The 17,177-nt window shown below is 65.7% G+C and carries 5 protein-coding genes (1 of these 5 cut by a window edge); all 5 read left to right on the plus strand.

Annotated features, from left to right (window positions below; translation table 11 throughout):
* Positions 1–11,733, plus strand: the 3' portion of a protein-coding gene (locus H7A86_RS10895) for a non-ribosomal peptide synthase/polyketide synthase (RefSeq protein ID WP_232099064.1). 5,475 nt of this gene lie to the left of the window's left edge; only the last 11,733 of its 17,208 coding nucleotides appear in the window; the start codon falls outside the window, past its left edge; it ends in the stop codon at positions 11,731–11,733.
* Positions 11,730–12,215, plus strand: coding sequence for a VOC family protein (locus H7A86_RS10900; RefSeq protein ID WP_180707846.1), 486 nt, complete (start codon positions 11,730–11,732; stop codon positions 12,213–12,215). The genes H7A86_RS10895 and H7A86_RS10900 overlap by 4 nt, the downstream gene beginning before the upstream one ends.
* Before the next feature lie 55 nt (positions 12,216–12,270).
* The gene (locus H7A86_RS10905) at positions 12,271–12,966 is read left to right on the plus strand and encodes an ABC transporter ATP-binding protein (protein WP_119131935.1); all 696 of its coding nucleotides are present in this window, start codon (positions 12,271–12,273) and stop codon (positions 12,964–12,966) included.
* A 101-nt stretch (positions 12,967–13,067) separates the two neighbouring features.
* Positions 13,068–15,485 (plus strand): ABC transporter permease, encoded by a 2,418-nt coding sequence (locus H7A86_RS10910; protein WP_119131934.1) that lies wholly within the window; start codon positions 13,068–13,070, stop codon positions 15,483–15,485.
* 48 nt (positions 15,486–15,533) lie between these two features.
* Entirely contained in the window at positions 15,534–17,147 is a 1,614-nt protein-coding gene (locus tag H7A86_RS10915) for an MBL fold metallo-hydrolase (protein WP_119131933.1), read from the plus strand.
* Positions 17,148–17,177 lie beyond the last annotated feature (30 nt).

Consider the following 17,177-nt stretch of genomic DNA (forward strand, 5'->3'; position numbering starts at 1 on the left):
ACTTCCGCGGAGATGCGCGATCCGGCCGCATTCTCGGCGGTGCTTTCGTCCGGAGGCGTCACCGCGATGATGCTGACCACCGGGCTGTTCAATCAGCTGGTGGATGAGCTCGAACCGGTGTTGGGTGGCCTGCGCCATCTGCTGACCGGAGGCGAGGCCATGGACCCCGTCATCGCAGGACGTCTCGTGAACCGACAGGTTCGGCCGCAGCGCGTGCTCAACGTCTACGGTCCCACCGAAGCGACCGCCTATGCGACCGCGTACGAGATCGTCTCGGTGGCACCGGGACAGCGTTCGATTCCGATCGGTCGACCCATCAGCAACACCCGCGTGCACGTGCTGGACACAGCGGGACAGCTGGTTCCTCTGGGGGTGTCGGGCGAACTGCATATCGGCGGCGATGGCGTGGCCCGGGGCTACCTCAATCGTCCCGAACTTACCGCGGAGCGCTTCATTGCGGATCCCTTCGCTGGGGATCCGGACGCGCGACTGTACCGTACCGGCGACCTGGTGCGTTGGCGCACCGACGGTACGCTGGAGTATTTGGGCCGCAATGACTTCCAGGTCAAGATCCGCGGCTTCCGTATCGAGCTGGGGGAGATCGAAGCCCGTCTGGGGGCGTGCATGGGGGTACGCGAGGCAGTGGTGCTGGCACGTGAGGAGGCACCTGGCGTCAAGCGGCTGGTGGCGTACGTACTGGCAGATGAAGGGGTGGTCCTGTCCGTTGCAGAACTGCGCCAGCGCCTGGCGTACGCGTTGCCGGAGTACATGGTGCCTAGTGCGTACGTGCTGATGGCGGCATGGCCGCTGAACGTCAACGGCAAGCTGGATCGGCGTGCCCTGCCTGCCCCGGGCGATGACGCAGTCGTGGCGGAAGCGTACACAGCACCGGCCAATGATCTCGAAGCGCGCGTGGCCCGGATCTGGACAGCGCTGCTGGGCGTGTCGCGGGTGGGTCGCCACGATGATTTCTTCGTACTTGGGGGGCATTCCCTGCTAGCTATCCAGCTGGTCTCCGCGCTGCGACGCGACTTGGGCATCGAGGCCGAGCTGGGTGCCTTGTTCCGTCATTCCACCCTGTCCGGCTTCTCCACGTCGCTGGCTGGCAGCGCTGGCAGCAGGTTGGGCGAGCTGCTGCCGGTGGAGCGTACCGGGGCGTTGCCGTTGTCGTGGGCGCAGCAGCGGCTGTGGTTCCTGGACCAGCTGGACCCGGCTGCGGGCCTGGCGTATCACATTCCGGCTGCGCTGCGCCTGCAGGGCACGCTGGACGTGGCCGCGCTGCAGGCCACGCTGGATCGAATCGTGGCGCGGCATGAGAGCCTGCGCACGTGTTTCGTGCAGGGCGAGGACGGCCCGGTGCAGCAGTTCGCGCCGGAAACGATCGGGTTTGCATTGGAGCAGGTGGATCTGTCCGCACTGTCGCACGATGCGCAGCAGGCAGTGGTGGAACAGCGCAGCGCGCAGGAAGCGCTGGCCCCGTTTGACCTCGCCGTTGGCCCGTTGATCCGTGGCCAGCTGCTGCGCTTGTCCGCGCAGGAGCACGTGCTGCTGGTGACGCAGCACCACATCGTGTCCGACGGTTGGTCGATCGGGGTGATGATCGGCGAAGTCACCGCCTTGTACGAGGCCTTTAGCCAGGGCCAGCCGGACCCGCTGCCACCATTGGCGATCCAGTATGCCGACTACGCGCTCTGGCAGCGGCAGTGGTTGCAGGGCGAGGCGCTGCAGCAGCAGCTCGGGTTCTGGCGCGAGCACCTGAGCGGTGCGCCGGCGCTGCTCGAGCTGCCCACCGACCGGCCGCGTCCAGCGGTACAGAGCTATGCCGGTGGCAATGTGGCATTCACCTTGCCGGCACCGCTGGTGGAACGACTGCACGCGTTGTCGCAGCGACATGGCACCACGCTGTTCATGACCCTGCTCAGCGGTTGGGCGCTGTTGATGTCGCGCCTGAGCGGGCAGGGCGAGGTGGTGATCGGGACACCGGTGGCGAACCGGCAGCGCGCCGAGATCGAGCCGCTGATCGGCTTCTTCGTCAACACCCTGGCCCTGCGGGTGAACGTGCAGGCCGCGTCGGACGTGGCCGGGCTGCTGGCCCAGGTCAAGGCGACCGCGCTGGCCGGCTACGCCCACCAGGACGTGCCGTTCGAGCAGGTGGTGGAGGCATTGCAGCCTGCACGCAGCATGGGCCACACGCCGGTCATCCAGGTGATGCTGGCACTCAACAACACGCCGGACGCGGGCGGTTCTCCCTTGTCTGGACTGGAACTGTCAGCGCTGGAGACGCCACGCACGACGACGCATTTCGATCTGTCCCTGTCGATGACGGAGACCCCGAACGGCTTGGAATGTAGTTTGGAGTACGCGAGTGACCTCTTCGATGCGATCACCGTCCAGCGCTGGGCCAAGCACCTGGCCGTGCTGCTCGGTGCCTTGGCCGACCACGAAGAGATGCCATTGGCGGAAGTTTCGCTGCTCTCCGCTCCTGAGCGCCATCAGTTGCTTCATGAGTTCAACGCGACCCGGGTGGCGTATCCCGAGAATGGGCTGATCGGTGATTGCTTCAGCACGCAGGCACAGGCGCAGCCCGATGCGGTTGCACTGAGCGAGGGGTCTGCGCACATGACCTATGCCGAGCTGGAGAGGCGTGCCAATCAGCTGGCGCACCGCCTGATCGGAATGGGGGTACGTCCGGATGATCGTGTGGCGCTGTGCATGGAGCGGAGTATCGACCTCGTGGTGTCCATGTTGGCGGTGCTGAAGGCCGGTGGTGCCTACGTACCGCTCGAACCCAGTGCTCCTGTGGCGCGCCTTGCGTGGCAGCTCGACGATTGTGCCCCCGTCATTCTGTTGAGCCATCGTGGACTGCACCGCGACCTGGCGGTGCCGCGGCTGTATGTCGACGAACCCGCGCAGACCAGCATTACTGCGGCGGAGTCCGAGCATGCACCGCACATAGCGGGGCTGGTGAGCCGGCACCTGGCTTACGTGATCTACACGTCGGGGTCGACCGGTCAACCCAAGGGGGTGATGGTCGAGCACCGCAGCGTGCTGCGGCTGGTGATCAACAGCGGCTTTGCGCCGTTGGGCGTGGACGACTGCGTGGCGCATTGCGCCAGCCCGGCGTTCGACGCGGCGACGTGGGAGATCTGGGGCGCGCTGTTGAACGGGGCGCGGTTGCAGATCGTGTCGGCCGCGCAGGTACGCGATCCGGCGCAGCTGGGCACGGCGCTGCAGGCCGGCGGGGTAACCGCATTGTGGTTGACCGCCGGGCTGTTCAACGAGGTGGTCGACGCCCTGGAAGATGCGTTGGGCGGGCTGCGCTATCTGCTGATCGGGGGCGAGGCGCTGGATGCGGTGGCGGTGGGCAGGCTGGTGAACCGCCCCGTCCGTCCGCAGCAGGTGCTCAATGGTTATGGCCCGACGGAAAGCACGACCTTTGCCACGACCTACCTGATTCCTCCGGTGGCACCGGGGCAGCGCTCGATCCCGATCGGGCGACCGATCGGCAACACCCGGATCCATGTGCTGGACACAGCCGGGCAGGTGGTGCCGGTGGGGGTGGTGGGCCAGCTGCACATCGGTGGCGACGGGGTGGCGCGGGGCTACCTCAACCGGCCCGAGCTTACGGCCGAGCGTTTCATCGCCGACCCGTTCAGCGCCGACCCGCAGGCGCGCCTGTACCGCACCGGCGACCTGGCGCGCTGGCGTGCCGACGGTACGCTGGACTATGTGGGCCGCAATGATTTCCAGGTCAAGATCCGCGGCTTCCGCATCGAGCTGGGGGAGATCGAGGCACAGTTGCTGGCGTGCGCGGGCATCCGCGAGGCAGTGGTGGTGGCACGGGAGGAGCGGGCAGGCGATCGCCGGCTGGTGGCCTACCTGATTGCCGAGGACGGTGCCGAGCCGGTACCGGCGGTGCTGCGCGACGCACTGGCACGCAAGCTGCCCGAGTACATGCTGCCCAGCGCGTTCGTGGTGCTGGCGGCCTGGCCGCTGACCGCCAACGGCAAGCTGGACCGGGCCGCGTTGCCGGCCGCCGACGCGGCGGCAGTGGCCACGCGCGGTCATGAAGCGCCCGTATCGGAGATCGAAGTACAGGTGGCCGGCATCTGGGCCGAGTTGCTGGGGCTGGAGCGTGTCGGACGGCAGGACAACTTCTTCGCACTGGGCGGACACTCGCTGCTGGCCACCCAGGTGGTCTCGGCCGTGCGCCGGCTGCTGGGGTGGGAAGTGCCGCTGGGTCAGGTGTTCCGTCATCCCACGTTGGCGGCCTTTGCGGCCTGTGTGGAGGAGAGTGCGCCGAGCACGCTGGAGGCGCTGGTTCCCACCGTGCGGCCGGAGGTGCTGCCGTTGTCGTGGGCGCAACAGCGGCTGTGGTTCCTGGATCAGCTCGATCCGGCCGCGAGTGCGGCGTACCACATGCCGGCGGCGTTGCGCCTGCAGGGCGCACTGGACAGGGTGGCGCTGCAGGCTGCGCTGGATCGGGTAGTGGCGCGGCATGAGGGCCTGCGCGCGCGCTTCGTCTCGGGCAAGGACGGCCCGGTGCAGCAGTTCGCGCCAGACTCGATCGGCTTCGCGCTGCAGTACCGGGACTTGGGCGACCTGGCTCCGGCCGCGCAGGCGGAGGCGGTGGCCGAGGCCGATCGCCGGCAGACGCAGAGCCCGTTTGATCTGACGACCGGCCCGTTGATCCGCGGCCAGCTGCTGCGCTTGTCCGCGCAGGAGCACGTGCTGCTGGTGACGCAGCACCACATCGTGTCCGACGGTTGGTCGATCGGGGTGATGATCGGCGAAGTCACCGCCTTGTACGAGGCCTTTAGCCAGGGCCAGCCGGACCCGCTGCCACCATTGGCGATCCAGTATGCCGACTACGCGCTCTGGCAGCGGCAGTGGTTGCAGGGCGAGGCGCTGCAGCAGCAGCTCGGGTTCTGGCGCGAGCACCTGAGCGGTGCGCCGGCGCTGCTCGAGCTGCCCACCGACCGGCCGCGTCCAGCGGTACAGAGCTATGCCGGTGGCAATGTGGCATTCACCTTGCCGGCACCGCTGGTGGAACGACTGCACGCGTTGTCGCAGCGACATGGCACCACGCTGTTCATGACCCTGCTCAGCGGTTGGGCGCTGTTGATGTCGCGCCTGAGCGGGCAGGGCGAGGTGGTGATCGGGACACCGGTGGCGAACCGGCAGCGCGCCGAGATCGAGCCGCTGATCGGCTTCTTCGTCAACACCCTGGCCCTGCGGGTGAACGTGCAGGCCGCGTCGGACGTGGCCGGGCTGCTGGCCCAGGTCAAGGCGACCGCGCTGGCCGGCTACACTCATCAGGAGCTGGCGTTCGAGCAGGTGGTGGAGGCATTGCAGCCGACGCGCAGCCTCGGCCACAGCCCGGTGTTCCAGACGATGGTGTCGTTGAACAACACGCCGGTGCGCGGTGCGACCGAGGTGCCGGGGCTGGTGCTGTCGCCGCTGGAGTCGCAGCAGACCACGACCCAGTTTGACCTGTCGCTCTCGCTGATCGAAGCCGACGAGGTGTTGGAAGGGGGGCTGGAGTATGCCAGCGACCTGTTCGACGCGGCCACCGTGCAGCGTTGGTGCGCGCACCTGGTGAAGGTGCTGGAGGCGATGGTGGCCGATGACCGGCAGGCGGTGGCGGCCGTGCCGCTGCTGGCCGACTTCGCGCGTGACCAGCTGGTACGGGCGTTCAACCAGACGGCCTCAGCACCGGTGGAGGCAGCGACGGTACAGGCCTTGTTCGAACGCCAGGTGCAGCAGGCTCCGTCGGCCGTGGCGGTGATCCATGAAGACCGCGCGGTGAGCTACGCCGAACTGAACCGGCAATCCAATCAGCTGGCCCATCAGCTGATCGGGCTGGGCGTGGGCCCGGAGCATCGCGTGGCGCTGTGCATGGAGCGCGGCGTGGATATGGTGGTGGGGTTGCTGGGCATCCTCAAGGCCGGTGCGGGCTACGTGCCGCTGGATCCGGCCTATCCACGCGAACGCCTGGCCTATATCGTCCAGGACAGCGCGCCGACGGCCGTACTGAGCCACATTGGCTTGCCCGCGGCGGTCCACGACTGGTTGCAGACGGTGGCACCGGCGCAGGTGGTGTTGGGCGATGCGGCGACGATGGAGCGGCTGGGTGCATTGCCGGAGCACGATCCTGCCGTGACCTCGGACGCGCACGATCTGGCGTATGTGATTCACACTTCCGGGTCCACGGGCAGGCCCAAGGGCGTGCTGGTGGAGCACCACAGCATGGTCAACCTGGTGGCCGAACACGTGCGGCGCTGCGGACTGGGCCGTGACGACCGGGTGCTGCAGTTCGCCTCAATGTCCTTCGACGCCTCGGTGGAGGAGATCTTCGCGCCGTTGGCGGCCGGTGCCACCCTGGTGCTGCGACCGTCGCTGCTGCCGCCGGACAGCACCTTCAGCCAGTACCTGCGCGACCAGCGGATCAGCGTTGTCGAACTGCCCACGGCGTTCTGGCATTACTGGGTGGGCGATGCCGGTTTTGAACACGGCCTGGCGCAGACCTGCGCGCGGCTGGTGGTCATCGGTGGGGAGAAGGCCAGCGCGGACAGCGTTGCACGCTGGCATCACGCCTGCGCGCGGCACCCCTGCCAGCTGCTCAATACCTACGGCCCGACCGAAGCCACGGTCTACGCCACGGCGACCCTGCTGGAGCCAGCATGCAGGGCGACCGGCGAGCCGTCGATCGGCCGGCCGATCGCCAACACCCAGGTGCATGTGCTCGATGCGTGGCAGCAGGTGCAGCCGCTGGGAGTGGTGGGGGAGATCCACATCGGTGGCGCAGGCGTGGCCCGGGGGTATCTCAACCAGCCGGCGCTCACCGCCGAGCGCTTCATTGCCGATCCGTTCAGCACCGATCCGCAGGCCCGCCTGTACCGCACCGGCGACCTGGGCCGCTGGCGTGCCGATGGCACGCTGGAGTACGTAGGGCGAAACGATTTCCAGGTCAAGCTCCGCGGTTTCCGCATCGAGCTGGGCGAAATCGAGAGCCGTCTGCGCGCCTGTGCCGGGGTCCGTGAAGCGGTGGTGCTGGCCCGCGAAGACCGCCCGGGTGATCCGCGCCTGGTGGCCTACGTCCAGGCCGACACGGGTGCGATGCCGGCTTCGGCTGCGTTGCGCGAGGCGCTGTCCGGCGCGCTGCCGGACTACATGGTGCCCGGTGCCTACGTGACGGTCGACGCGTGGCCGGTCAATGCCAGCGGCAAGCTCGACCGGCGCGCATTGCCGGCACCGGACGCTGCAGCTGTCTCCACACAGGCCTATGAAGCACCTGCGACCGCGACCGAAGCGCGGGTGGCGGAGGTTTGGAGCGCGCTGCTCGGCGTGGCCCGCATCGGACGCCACGACCACTTCTTCGAACTGGGTGGACATTCGCTGCTGGCCACCCAGCTGGTGGCCACGTTGCGTCGCACGATTGGCAGGGAAGTCCCGCTACGTAGAGTGTTCGAGCAGCCGACACTGTCCGGCTTCTGCACGGCGCTGGCTGGCAGTGCTGGCAGCAAGCTGGGCGAGCTGCTGCCGGTGGAGCGTACCGGCGCGCTGCCGTTGTCGTGGGCGCAGCAGCGGCTGTGGTTCCTGGACCAGCTCGACCCGGCGGCGAGCCTGGCCTACCACATGCCCACGGCGCTGCGCCTGGAAGGGCCGTTGGATGGTGCCGCGTTGCAGGCCACGCTGGATCGGATCGTGGCCCGGCACGAGAGCCTGCGCACGTACTTCGTGCAGACCGTGAACGGTCCGGTACAGCAGTTCGCGCCGGATACGGTGGGGTTCGCGCTGACGCACGCGGATCTGTCCGGGTTGACGGTGGACATGCAGCAGGCGATGGTGGTGCAGCGCAGTGCGCAGGAGGCGCGGGCACCGTTCGACCTGGCCCGTGGTCCGTTGATCCGTGGCCAGTTGCTGCGGTTGTCCGCGAACGAACACGTGCTGCTGGTCACCCAGCATCACATCGTCTCCGATGGCTGGTCGATCGGCGTCATGATCGGCGAGGTGAGCCGGCTCTACGCTGCGTTCAGCCAGGGCCAGCCGGACCCACTGGCACTGCTGCCGATCCAGTACGCCGACTATGCGATGTGGCAACGGCAATGGCTGCAGGGTGAAACGCTGCAGCAGCAGATCGGGTTCTGGCGCGAGCATCTGAGCGGTGCGCCGGCCCTGCTGGAACTGCCGACCGACCACCCGCGTCCGGCGGTGCAGAGCTACGCCGGTGGCAGCATTGCATTCGATCTGCCGGCATCGCTGGTGAATGGATTGCGCGCCCTGTCACAGCAGCACGGCACTACGCTGTTCATGACCGTGCTGGCGGCCTGGGCGACCCTGCTATCTCGCCTGAGTGGCCAGGACGAGGTGGTAATCGGGACGCCGGTGGCCAACCGGCAGCGCGCCGAAATCGAACCGCTGATCGGTTTCTTCGTCAACACGCTGGCCCTGCGGGTGAATGTACAGGGGGCAGCGGACGTGGCCGGGCTGCTGGCGCAGGTCAAGGCCACGGCGTTGGCGGCCTATGCCCATCAGGACCTGCCGTTCGAGCAGGTGGTGGAGGCACTGCAACCGACGCGAAGCCTTGGCCATGGTCCGGTGTTCCAGGTGCTGCTGACCTTGAACAACACGCCCGAGGCCGAGGCCGAGGATCTGCCGGGACTGACCCTGTCCTCCCTGCCGGCTCCGCACACGACCACCCAGTTCGACCTGTCGCTGTCGTTGGGCGCGAAGGGCGATGCGCTGACGTGCACGCTGGAATATGCCAGCGACCTGTTCGAGGCGGCGACCGTCCAGCGGTGGACCGAGCACCTGGCCACGCTGCTGGAAGCCATGGTCGCCGAGCCGAAGCTGCCGCTGGTGCAGATGCCGTTGCTGACCACATCGCAACGCGAGCAGCTGCTGCTCGACTTCAACGCGACCGACGCGTGCGTTGCTGACGCAGGCCGCGTGGCCGCCCGGTTCAGCGCGCAGGCACAGGCGCGGCCGGATGCCGTGGCGGTGGTGCACGGCACGGATGTGCTGCGCTTCGGCGAGTTGGAGCGTCGTTCCAACCAGTTGGCCCATCATCTGCTTGCGCTGGGCGTGGCGCCAGATGACCGCGTCGCGGTGTGCCTGGAGCGTGGCATCAACCTAATGGTGGCGCTGCTCGGCGTGCTCAAGGCGGGCGCGGCGTATGTGCCGCTGGACCCGGCCGCACCGGCCGCACGGGTGGCTTGGCAGCTTGAGGATGCCGCGCCCCGGGTGGTCCTGACCCGGCAGGCGCTGGCCCCGGGCCTGCCGATGCCGTGCCTGGCGCTGGACGATCCGGACCAGCAACGTGCGTTGTCCCAGCAGCCTGCGCAGGTGCCGCAGGTGCCGGCGTTGCAACCGCGGCATCTGGCGTATGTGATCTATACTTCCGGCTCGACCGGTCAACCCAAGGGGGTGATGGTCGAGCACCGCCAGCTGGAGCATTACCTGCACTGGGCGCAGCACGCCTATGCGGGCGACACGCGGATCGACGCGCTGGTGTCCTCGCCGTTTGCGTTCGATGCGACGATCACCTCCCTGTATTTGCCACTGATTACGGGTGGCAGCGTGCAGCTGGTGCCGGAAGGTACGGAGCTGGCGGCATTGCCACAGCTATTGCTGGACAGCCCGGCCGGCACGCTGTGCAAGATCACGCCTTCGCATCTGGTGGTGTTGTGCGAACAGCTGGCGCAGACCGGCCGGGTCTGCCCGCCGCACCTGTTCGTGGTCGGTGGCGAGGCGCTGCCGTCCAGCACGGCGGCAACGCTGCAGGCGTTGGCACCCGGCGCACGCATCATCAATGAGTATGGCCCGACCGAGACCACGGTCGGCTGCGCGATGCAGGTAGCCGATGGCATGTGCCAGGCCGACGGCGCGGTCCCGATCGGGCGTCCGATCGCCAACACCCGCCTTTATGTGCTGGATAGGGAGGGACAACTGGTGCCGCAGGGCGTGGTGGGCGAGATCCACATTGGCGGGGGCGGCGTTGCACGTGGCTACCTTAACCGCCCCGGGCTGACCGCCGAGCGCTTCATCGCCGATCCCTTCAGTACCGATCCGCAGGCGCGCCTGTATCGCAGCGGGGACCTGGGGCGCTGGCGGGCCGATGGCACGCTGGAATACCTGGGCCGCAACGACCAGCAGGTCAAGATCCGCGGCTTCCGCATCGAACTGGGTGAGATCGAGGCACAGCTGGTGGCCTGCGCGGGCATCCGCGAGGCAGTGGTGGTGGCGGCGATGGAGCCGGGCGGCGATCGCCGGCTGGTGGCCTACCTGATTGCCGAGGACGGTGCCGAGCCGGTACCGGCGGTGCTGCGCGACGCACTGGCACGCAAGCTGCCCGAGTACATGCTGCCCAGCGCGTTCGTGGTGCTGGCGGCCTGGCCGCTGACCGCCAACGGCAAGCTGGACCGGGCCGCGTTGCCGGCCGCCGACGCGGCGGCAGTGGCCACGCGCGGTCATGAAGCGCCCGTATCGGAGATCGAAGTACAGGTGGCCGGCATCTGGGCCGAGCTGCTAGGGCTGGAGCGTGTCGGACGGCAGGACAACTTCTTCGAAGTCGGTGGACACTCATTGATCGTGGTCATGATGGTAGACCGTCTGCGAGGGCAGGGGCTCAACGTCGAGATCCGAAGCGTATTCCTCACCCCGACGGTCGCCGGTCTCGCCGCAACCATCGCGGGACAAACCGACACCGCATCCAGCAACGCAAGGAGTGAGACCGTGCGCGTGGAAAGTATCGCCATGACACATGACACGACAGACAAGGAGTTGGAATTGACTGAACTTCGCAATGGACAGGCGGCAGCTGTGCCAGCAGGACACACCCTGGCTAACACCGATGCAGAACATCGCTATCAGCCGCTGGTCACGATTCAGGGCGGAGCATCCGGCGCACGCCCCATCTACTGCGTCCCCGGTGCCGGTGCCAGCGTGACGGGCTTCTGCCAGCTGGCCATGGCCCTCGGATCGGAGATTCCGTTGATCGGGCTGCAGCCGCGTGGACTGGACTCGCTCCTCGCGCCTTATCCAGACGTGGAAGCGGCGGCCGAAAGCTACGTCCGCGCCATCATTGCCTCCCAACCGGACGGTCCCTGCGATGTGCTGGGCCACTCCTTTGGTGGATGGGTTGCTCTGGAAGTCGCACGCAAACTCGAGGCGGCCGGGCGCGAGGTCACCTCGCTGTTCATCCTCGACAGCTCGCCTCCCTCAGCGACACCACGCAGTTCGAATCGACTGGAAGCGCTGCTGCACCTAGTGGAGCTGTACGACATGAACCTGGACCTTCCGCTTGGGCTCAGCGCCGACGACTTCAACGTGGTCGATGCCACTGGTCAGCTCGAGCTGCTGTTGTCGCGCCTGATCGCGCGAGGGGTACTGCCGCCGAGGACACCGATTCAGGTACTCACCGGCGTGGTACGCGTCTTCGAAGCCAACGTAAATTCCAGGTATCTGCCGCAACGTCCCCTTACACGCGCCGTGGAACTGGTGGGGGTGGAGGAGGATGCATCCGCGGATGATGCGGAGGCAGGCTTCCCGGCATGGCGATGCCACACACCGCAAGCGCGACTGTGGCGCGCCCCAGGCAATCACATCACCCTGCTGAGCGGAAAGAATGTGACGGAATTGGCGGCGTGGATGCGCGCCCGACGCAACGACACGGGCATCGAAAGCGAGATTCCATCCACGACGAAAGTAAAAAGGGAGTTCTGGACTTGATACAGCCAGTCAAATATAAGAGGATCGATCATCTGGCACTTGCTGTCAGGGATCTGGACGCTGCGGTCAAGCTGTTTGTCGACGTGCTCGGGTTTGAGCTTGTTGCGCAGCGCACCATCACAGGGAAGAGAACGGGAATGATCTCAGCAGAAGTAGTGCACAACGACATTACCTTCGTCCTTTGCCAAGGCACGGGGCCTGATTCCCAGGTTTCCCGTTTGATAGACGGCTACGGTCCCGGTGTGGCGCACATTGCATTGGCGGTCGACGATACTGAAGGCACCATGGCCGAACTCAAGGATAAGGGCGTTCCGTTCGACACCTCGGTGATCAAGGGCCCTGGGCTTACGCAAACCTTCACCAGCCGTGATCCCAATACGGGGATGAGTTTTGAGCTCATCCAGCGCAGCGGCGAAGCCGGATTTCTCGACGACAACATCAACGAACTCTTCTCGCAGCTTGAAGAGTCGGGTTCGTACTAACTGCATTGCAGCATGTCGGGCCCGTCGGCTCTTCAGTTCCAGTAGAGGACGTTGAATGCTCAAGTTGAAAAATCTCAGCAAGTGCTACACCACGGGAGAAGTGCAGACCACCGCCATCGACAATATCTCCCTGGAGGTCAACGAGGGTGAGTTCGTCGCGATAACAGGTCCTTCCGGGTGCGGAAAGTCGACGCTGCTCAACGTGCTTGGCCTGCTCGACCTTCCCGACTCCGGCGATTACGAACTGAATGGAGAAAGCATCGGTCGACCCAACGAGATGCGCTTGAATACCCTTCGCCGCGGGCGCATCGGTTTCATTTTCCAGAGCTTCAACCTGATCGAAGAACTGACCGTTTTCGAAAACGTCGAGCTGGCGCTGGAATACTCTGGCGTGCCGCGCGCGGAGCGACGCACCCGTGTCACCGCGATGCTGGAGCGGCTGGGCCTCGACCACCGCGCCACCCATCGTCCATCGCAGCTGTCGGGTGGCCAGCAGCAGCGCGTCGCCATCGCCCGCGCCCTGGTCTCGCGTCCCTCGGTGCTGCTGGCCGACGAACCGACCGGAAACCTGGACAGCGCGCACGGCGAAGAAGTGATGGCGTTGCTCAAGAAGATCAACCAGGAAGGCACAACGCTGGTCATGGTCACGCACTCACCGCAGCAGGCGCAGCAGGCAGGTCGATGCATTTCCCTGCTCGATGGCAAGGTCATCGGGGACACCGTGCGGCAGCCAACCGCCGAATACGCCTGATCGCCGTTTCCACGGGTGCGATTCGGGCCCCTGTCCGCCTTGCGCTGGCGGCCTGGCGGCCAGATGCGCCGACTGGTCGTTGAACTCGAGAATCCTCAGACATGAAACTTAGCGATTTCCGCATCGGCTTCCGTGTCATGCTGCAGGAGCGGGTCTATTCCGCCGTTGTGGTGGGCGGCCTTGCCACGGGCATGGCTGCCTTCTTCCTGCTGCTCAGCTATGTCCAGTATTCCTTCAGCTACAACAGTCAGGCACCGCAGGCCGAGCGGCTCTATGTGCTGAAGCACAAGATGAATCTGCTCGACAAGCCGCAGTGGACCGAGCTGATGCCGCTTCCATTCGCTGACGCGTTGCAGAAGGCAGGACTGACCGACGGTGTGTCCTCGTTCGTCGAACAGGCCAGCAGCGTCGTTGTCGAGAACCGGGCACAACCGCTTCAGCTGATGGCGGTGGAACCTGCGTTTGCGTCCATGTTCGGCATCGAGGCGGAGCAGGGCGACGTTGCTGAGGCCTTGACGCGGCCAGATGCCGTCGCGCTCACCCGGGAATCCGCGGTCAAGCTGTTCGGCTCGGCCCAGGCCATGGGACGGACACTGAGGGTGAAGGGCGCCACGTTTACCGTGGTAGCACTGTTGCCAGATCCGCCCAGCAATTCCACGGTTCATTATGATGCGCTGCTGGCCATCCGCAACGCGGCCTGGAGCGAAGAGGAACGACAGAGTTCCTACAATGAATGGGGTGGGTTGGGAGGATCGATCTACTTCAAGATCAAGCCCGGTGTGGAACCCGGGCAGGTCACCACCGCCCTGCAGCAGGCGGTCGATGCCTCGCCGCTGCGCTCAAGTCTTCCTGCCGAAATGGTCACCAACCTCGGGGACCAGGCCGTGATGGACGTGCGGGTGGGCCGGATCGACCAGGCCTATTTCGACAAGGACGTGATCCATAGCATGGGCAGCGGAGATCGTGGCGACAAGCGCATGGTTCTGGGTACCCTCGCCATTGCACTGCTGATCCTGCTCCTGGCTGTGGTCAACTACGTGAATCTGGCGACCATCCGGACCGTGCGCCGTCAGCGCGAGATCGCCATCCGCAAAGTACTGGGAGCCAGTGCAGGCCGCATCACCGCACAGTTCCTTGCCGAGTCGCTGATCGTATCGTTGCTTGCGAGCGTCCTGGGCCTGGTGTTGACCTTCCTGCTGATCGACAGCTTCTCCAACCTTGTCAACCGGCCGCTCGGCGACAGCCTGGGCTGGGGAACTGTCGCGGCCGGGCTGCTGGTGGGCGTGATCGTTGGGCTGGTTGCCGGGCTTTACCCGTCCATGATCGCCTTGCGGCAACCGGTTGCCGGCGTGGTTTCCGGGCGAGGTAATTCGGAGACTGCAGGTGGCCTGGCGCTGCGAAGGGCGCTGACGATCCTACAGTTCGGCACGGCCATGGCGCTGATCGGGGTGACGCTGGGCATCGTCTGGCAGACACACTTCGCCACCACGGTCGACCCTGGGTTCGATCCGGCACGGTTCATCGCCATCGACATGGATGAAGACATGAATGCCGCGTCCAGCCGGGCGTTCCGCGACGAAGTCGCCCGATTGCCCGGCGCAGCCAGCGTGACCGAGTCCATGGATGCGCTGGGTCGGGCCAATCCAATGATTGGTTCTGAAGAAGCCGTGTCCACCACGGCAGGCGGCCGTGTCACCGTCCGCACGGTCGATGTCGGCGCGGCGTACTTTGAAGCGCTGCAGGTACAACCGTTGGCTGGTCGCGTGTTCGCAGCGGACACGGACGATGTCGAGAATGCCTCCGGCATTGTGATCAACGACGCCGCCGTGCGTGTCCTTGGCTTCCCCAGCGCGTCCGAGGCCGTGGGAAAGTGGGTCAGCGTTGGCCTGAACCGGGTGGAGCGCCAGATCGTCGGCGTTGTGGGCGACATGCGTCAGCAGACGCTGCGCGAGGCGGCGCAGCCGATGATCTATGGCGTCGGCAAACGTACCGTGGTGCTGATCGTGCGTGGGAGCGGGGACATGCTTGCATTGAAGGACGCGGCCACCCGGCTGTGGATGCAACACTTCCCGGACCAGCTTCCCCGCATCAACCTGGAGCAGACCTATTTCACCCAGCGGTATGCCGAAGATCTCAGGCTGGCGCGGCTGCTCGGCGTTGCCACGCTGATCGCCGTGCTCATCGCCGCATTCGGCGTCTACGTGCTCGCTGCCTACAGCGTGCAGCGGCGTTCGAAAGAGATCGTGCTACGCAAGCTCTATGGCGCCACGTCGCGCGACATCCTGCTGCGGCTGGGGCGCGAGATCGGAGCGTTGATCGCATTCAGTGCGGTGATCGCCTTGCCGATTGCAGGGTTCGCGCTGCAACGCTACCTCTCGGGCTTCGTGGAACGCGCACCCATGGGGGCATGGCCGCTGGTTGCCGCGCTGCTCGGTGCCACGCTGCTGGCCCTGCTTGCCACCGGTCGGCATCTGCTGAACGCCCTGGCCACCTCGCCGGCGCAGGTACTGCGCGGCTGATCTGCTGACAACTCAACCCGAACCACCCCTGCATTCTTCGGAGGATCCATGCTGTCGAACGAAATTCAGCGCGCCGGTGAAGATGTTGCGTACCTCAAGCCCGGCGTCAAGCTGGAGCCTTTGATCTGCCGCTGGTACGCCTGGTCGCATCTCGTGTCTCCGGTCCAGCTGGCGCTGCACGTCGCATTCCGCATGCAGCCGCTGCTGAAGTCATTCATGAACAATCCTTCCGTTCATCTTTCGGCCAGCGCCGACCCCAAGATGTACGGTGGACCGTTCATGGGGCTGGGTGCGGACGACCTGGACGCGGTGCGCGAGCTCAATCTCAAGACCGAGCAGGAGTGTGAAAGCCTCATCGGCCTTGCCAATGACCTTCGCAGGCTTGCAGGATCGTTGCCGGAGAAGGCCAATGGCTATTCGCTCAACGAGATGTATGCGGAGCTGCCGGACTCGTTGAAAGGTCTCGTGGAATTTCAGTACGACACGAACAACCATGCCAGCGTCCGCTTCTTCGAGAGCATGGTGTACGGTGAGTACGACACCGCCCACACCCATGAGATCCTGCTTGAGGAGATCGATGACGCCGAGCGCCCGTTCTTCATGAGCACCCCGCGTCTTCGGACGTCCAATGGCGTATCGCTCCCACTGACCTTCGACGATCCGCGCATCGATACGCTCAGTTCCATGCGGACGTCCGCCGGATCGGTAAGTGAGGTGGCACGCCAGCTCGAGGTCAGCGAACAGGACCTGCCGCGCTTCCGCAGCTTCTTCACTTCCGAAGTGCCGGTGGCCAAACCGCATCGTTCGCTGGAACAAGACGGTGTCCGCATGCGCTTCTTCGGGCATGCGTGCGTGCTGCTGCAGACGCAGGATGTTTCCATTCTGTTCGATCCGTTCGTGGCGCTGGCACCTGGCGACGACGGTCGCCTGACCCTGAATGACCTGCCCGATCATATCGACTACGTCGTGCTGACCCATTCGCACCAGGACCATTTCAGCGCCGAGATGCTGCTCCAGCTTCGGCATCGTATCGGACGCGTGGTGGTCCCTTCCAACAACTGCGGCAGCGTCGCCGACCCTTCCATGAAGCTTGCGTTGCAGCGCCTGGGCTTCGAACGGATCGATGTGCTGTCGCCGCTGGATGTCATTGCGCTGCCCGAAGGCAGCCTGCAGAGCCTGCCGTTCACCGGCGAGCACGCCGACCTCAACATTTACAGCAAGCACGCCATCGCGCTGAAGCTCAAGGGAACGACGAGTCTCTTCCTGATTGACTCCGATGGCCGTGACGTCGCCCTGTACGCACGCATCCTGCGCCTGATCGGCAAGGTCGATGCGTTGTTCATCGGCATGGAATGCCAGGGAGCGCCGCTCAACTGGCTGTACGAACCGCTGCTCAATAAACCGCTGAATCGCCGCAACAACGAATCCCGCCGGCTCTCCGGCGCGGACTGCGAGCGGGCGTGGAGCATCATTTCCACGCTTGCCCCCTCGCGTGTCTTCGTCTACGCCATGGGGCAGGAGCCCTGGATGAAGTACATCATGGGCCTGGAGTACGAGCCCGACAGCGTCCAGCTGGTTGAGTCCAATCGTCTGATCGAACGGTGCCTCGAGCACAGTATTGAATCCGAGCGGCTCGTCAGTGGACGCGAGATGTACTTCTGATGCACGACGACCGACAGCACGGCGATGAAC

This window comes from Xanthomonas euroxanthea, assembly GCF_903989455.1.
GTDB lineage: Bacteria > Pseudomonadota > Gammaproteobacteria > Xanthomonadales > Xanthomonadaceae > Xanthomonas > Xanthomonas euroxanthea.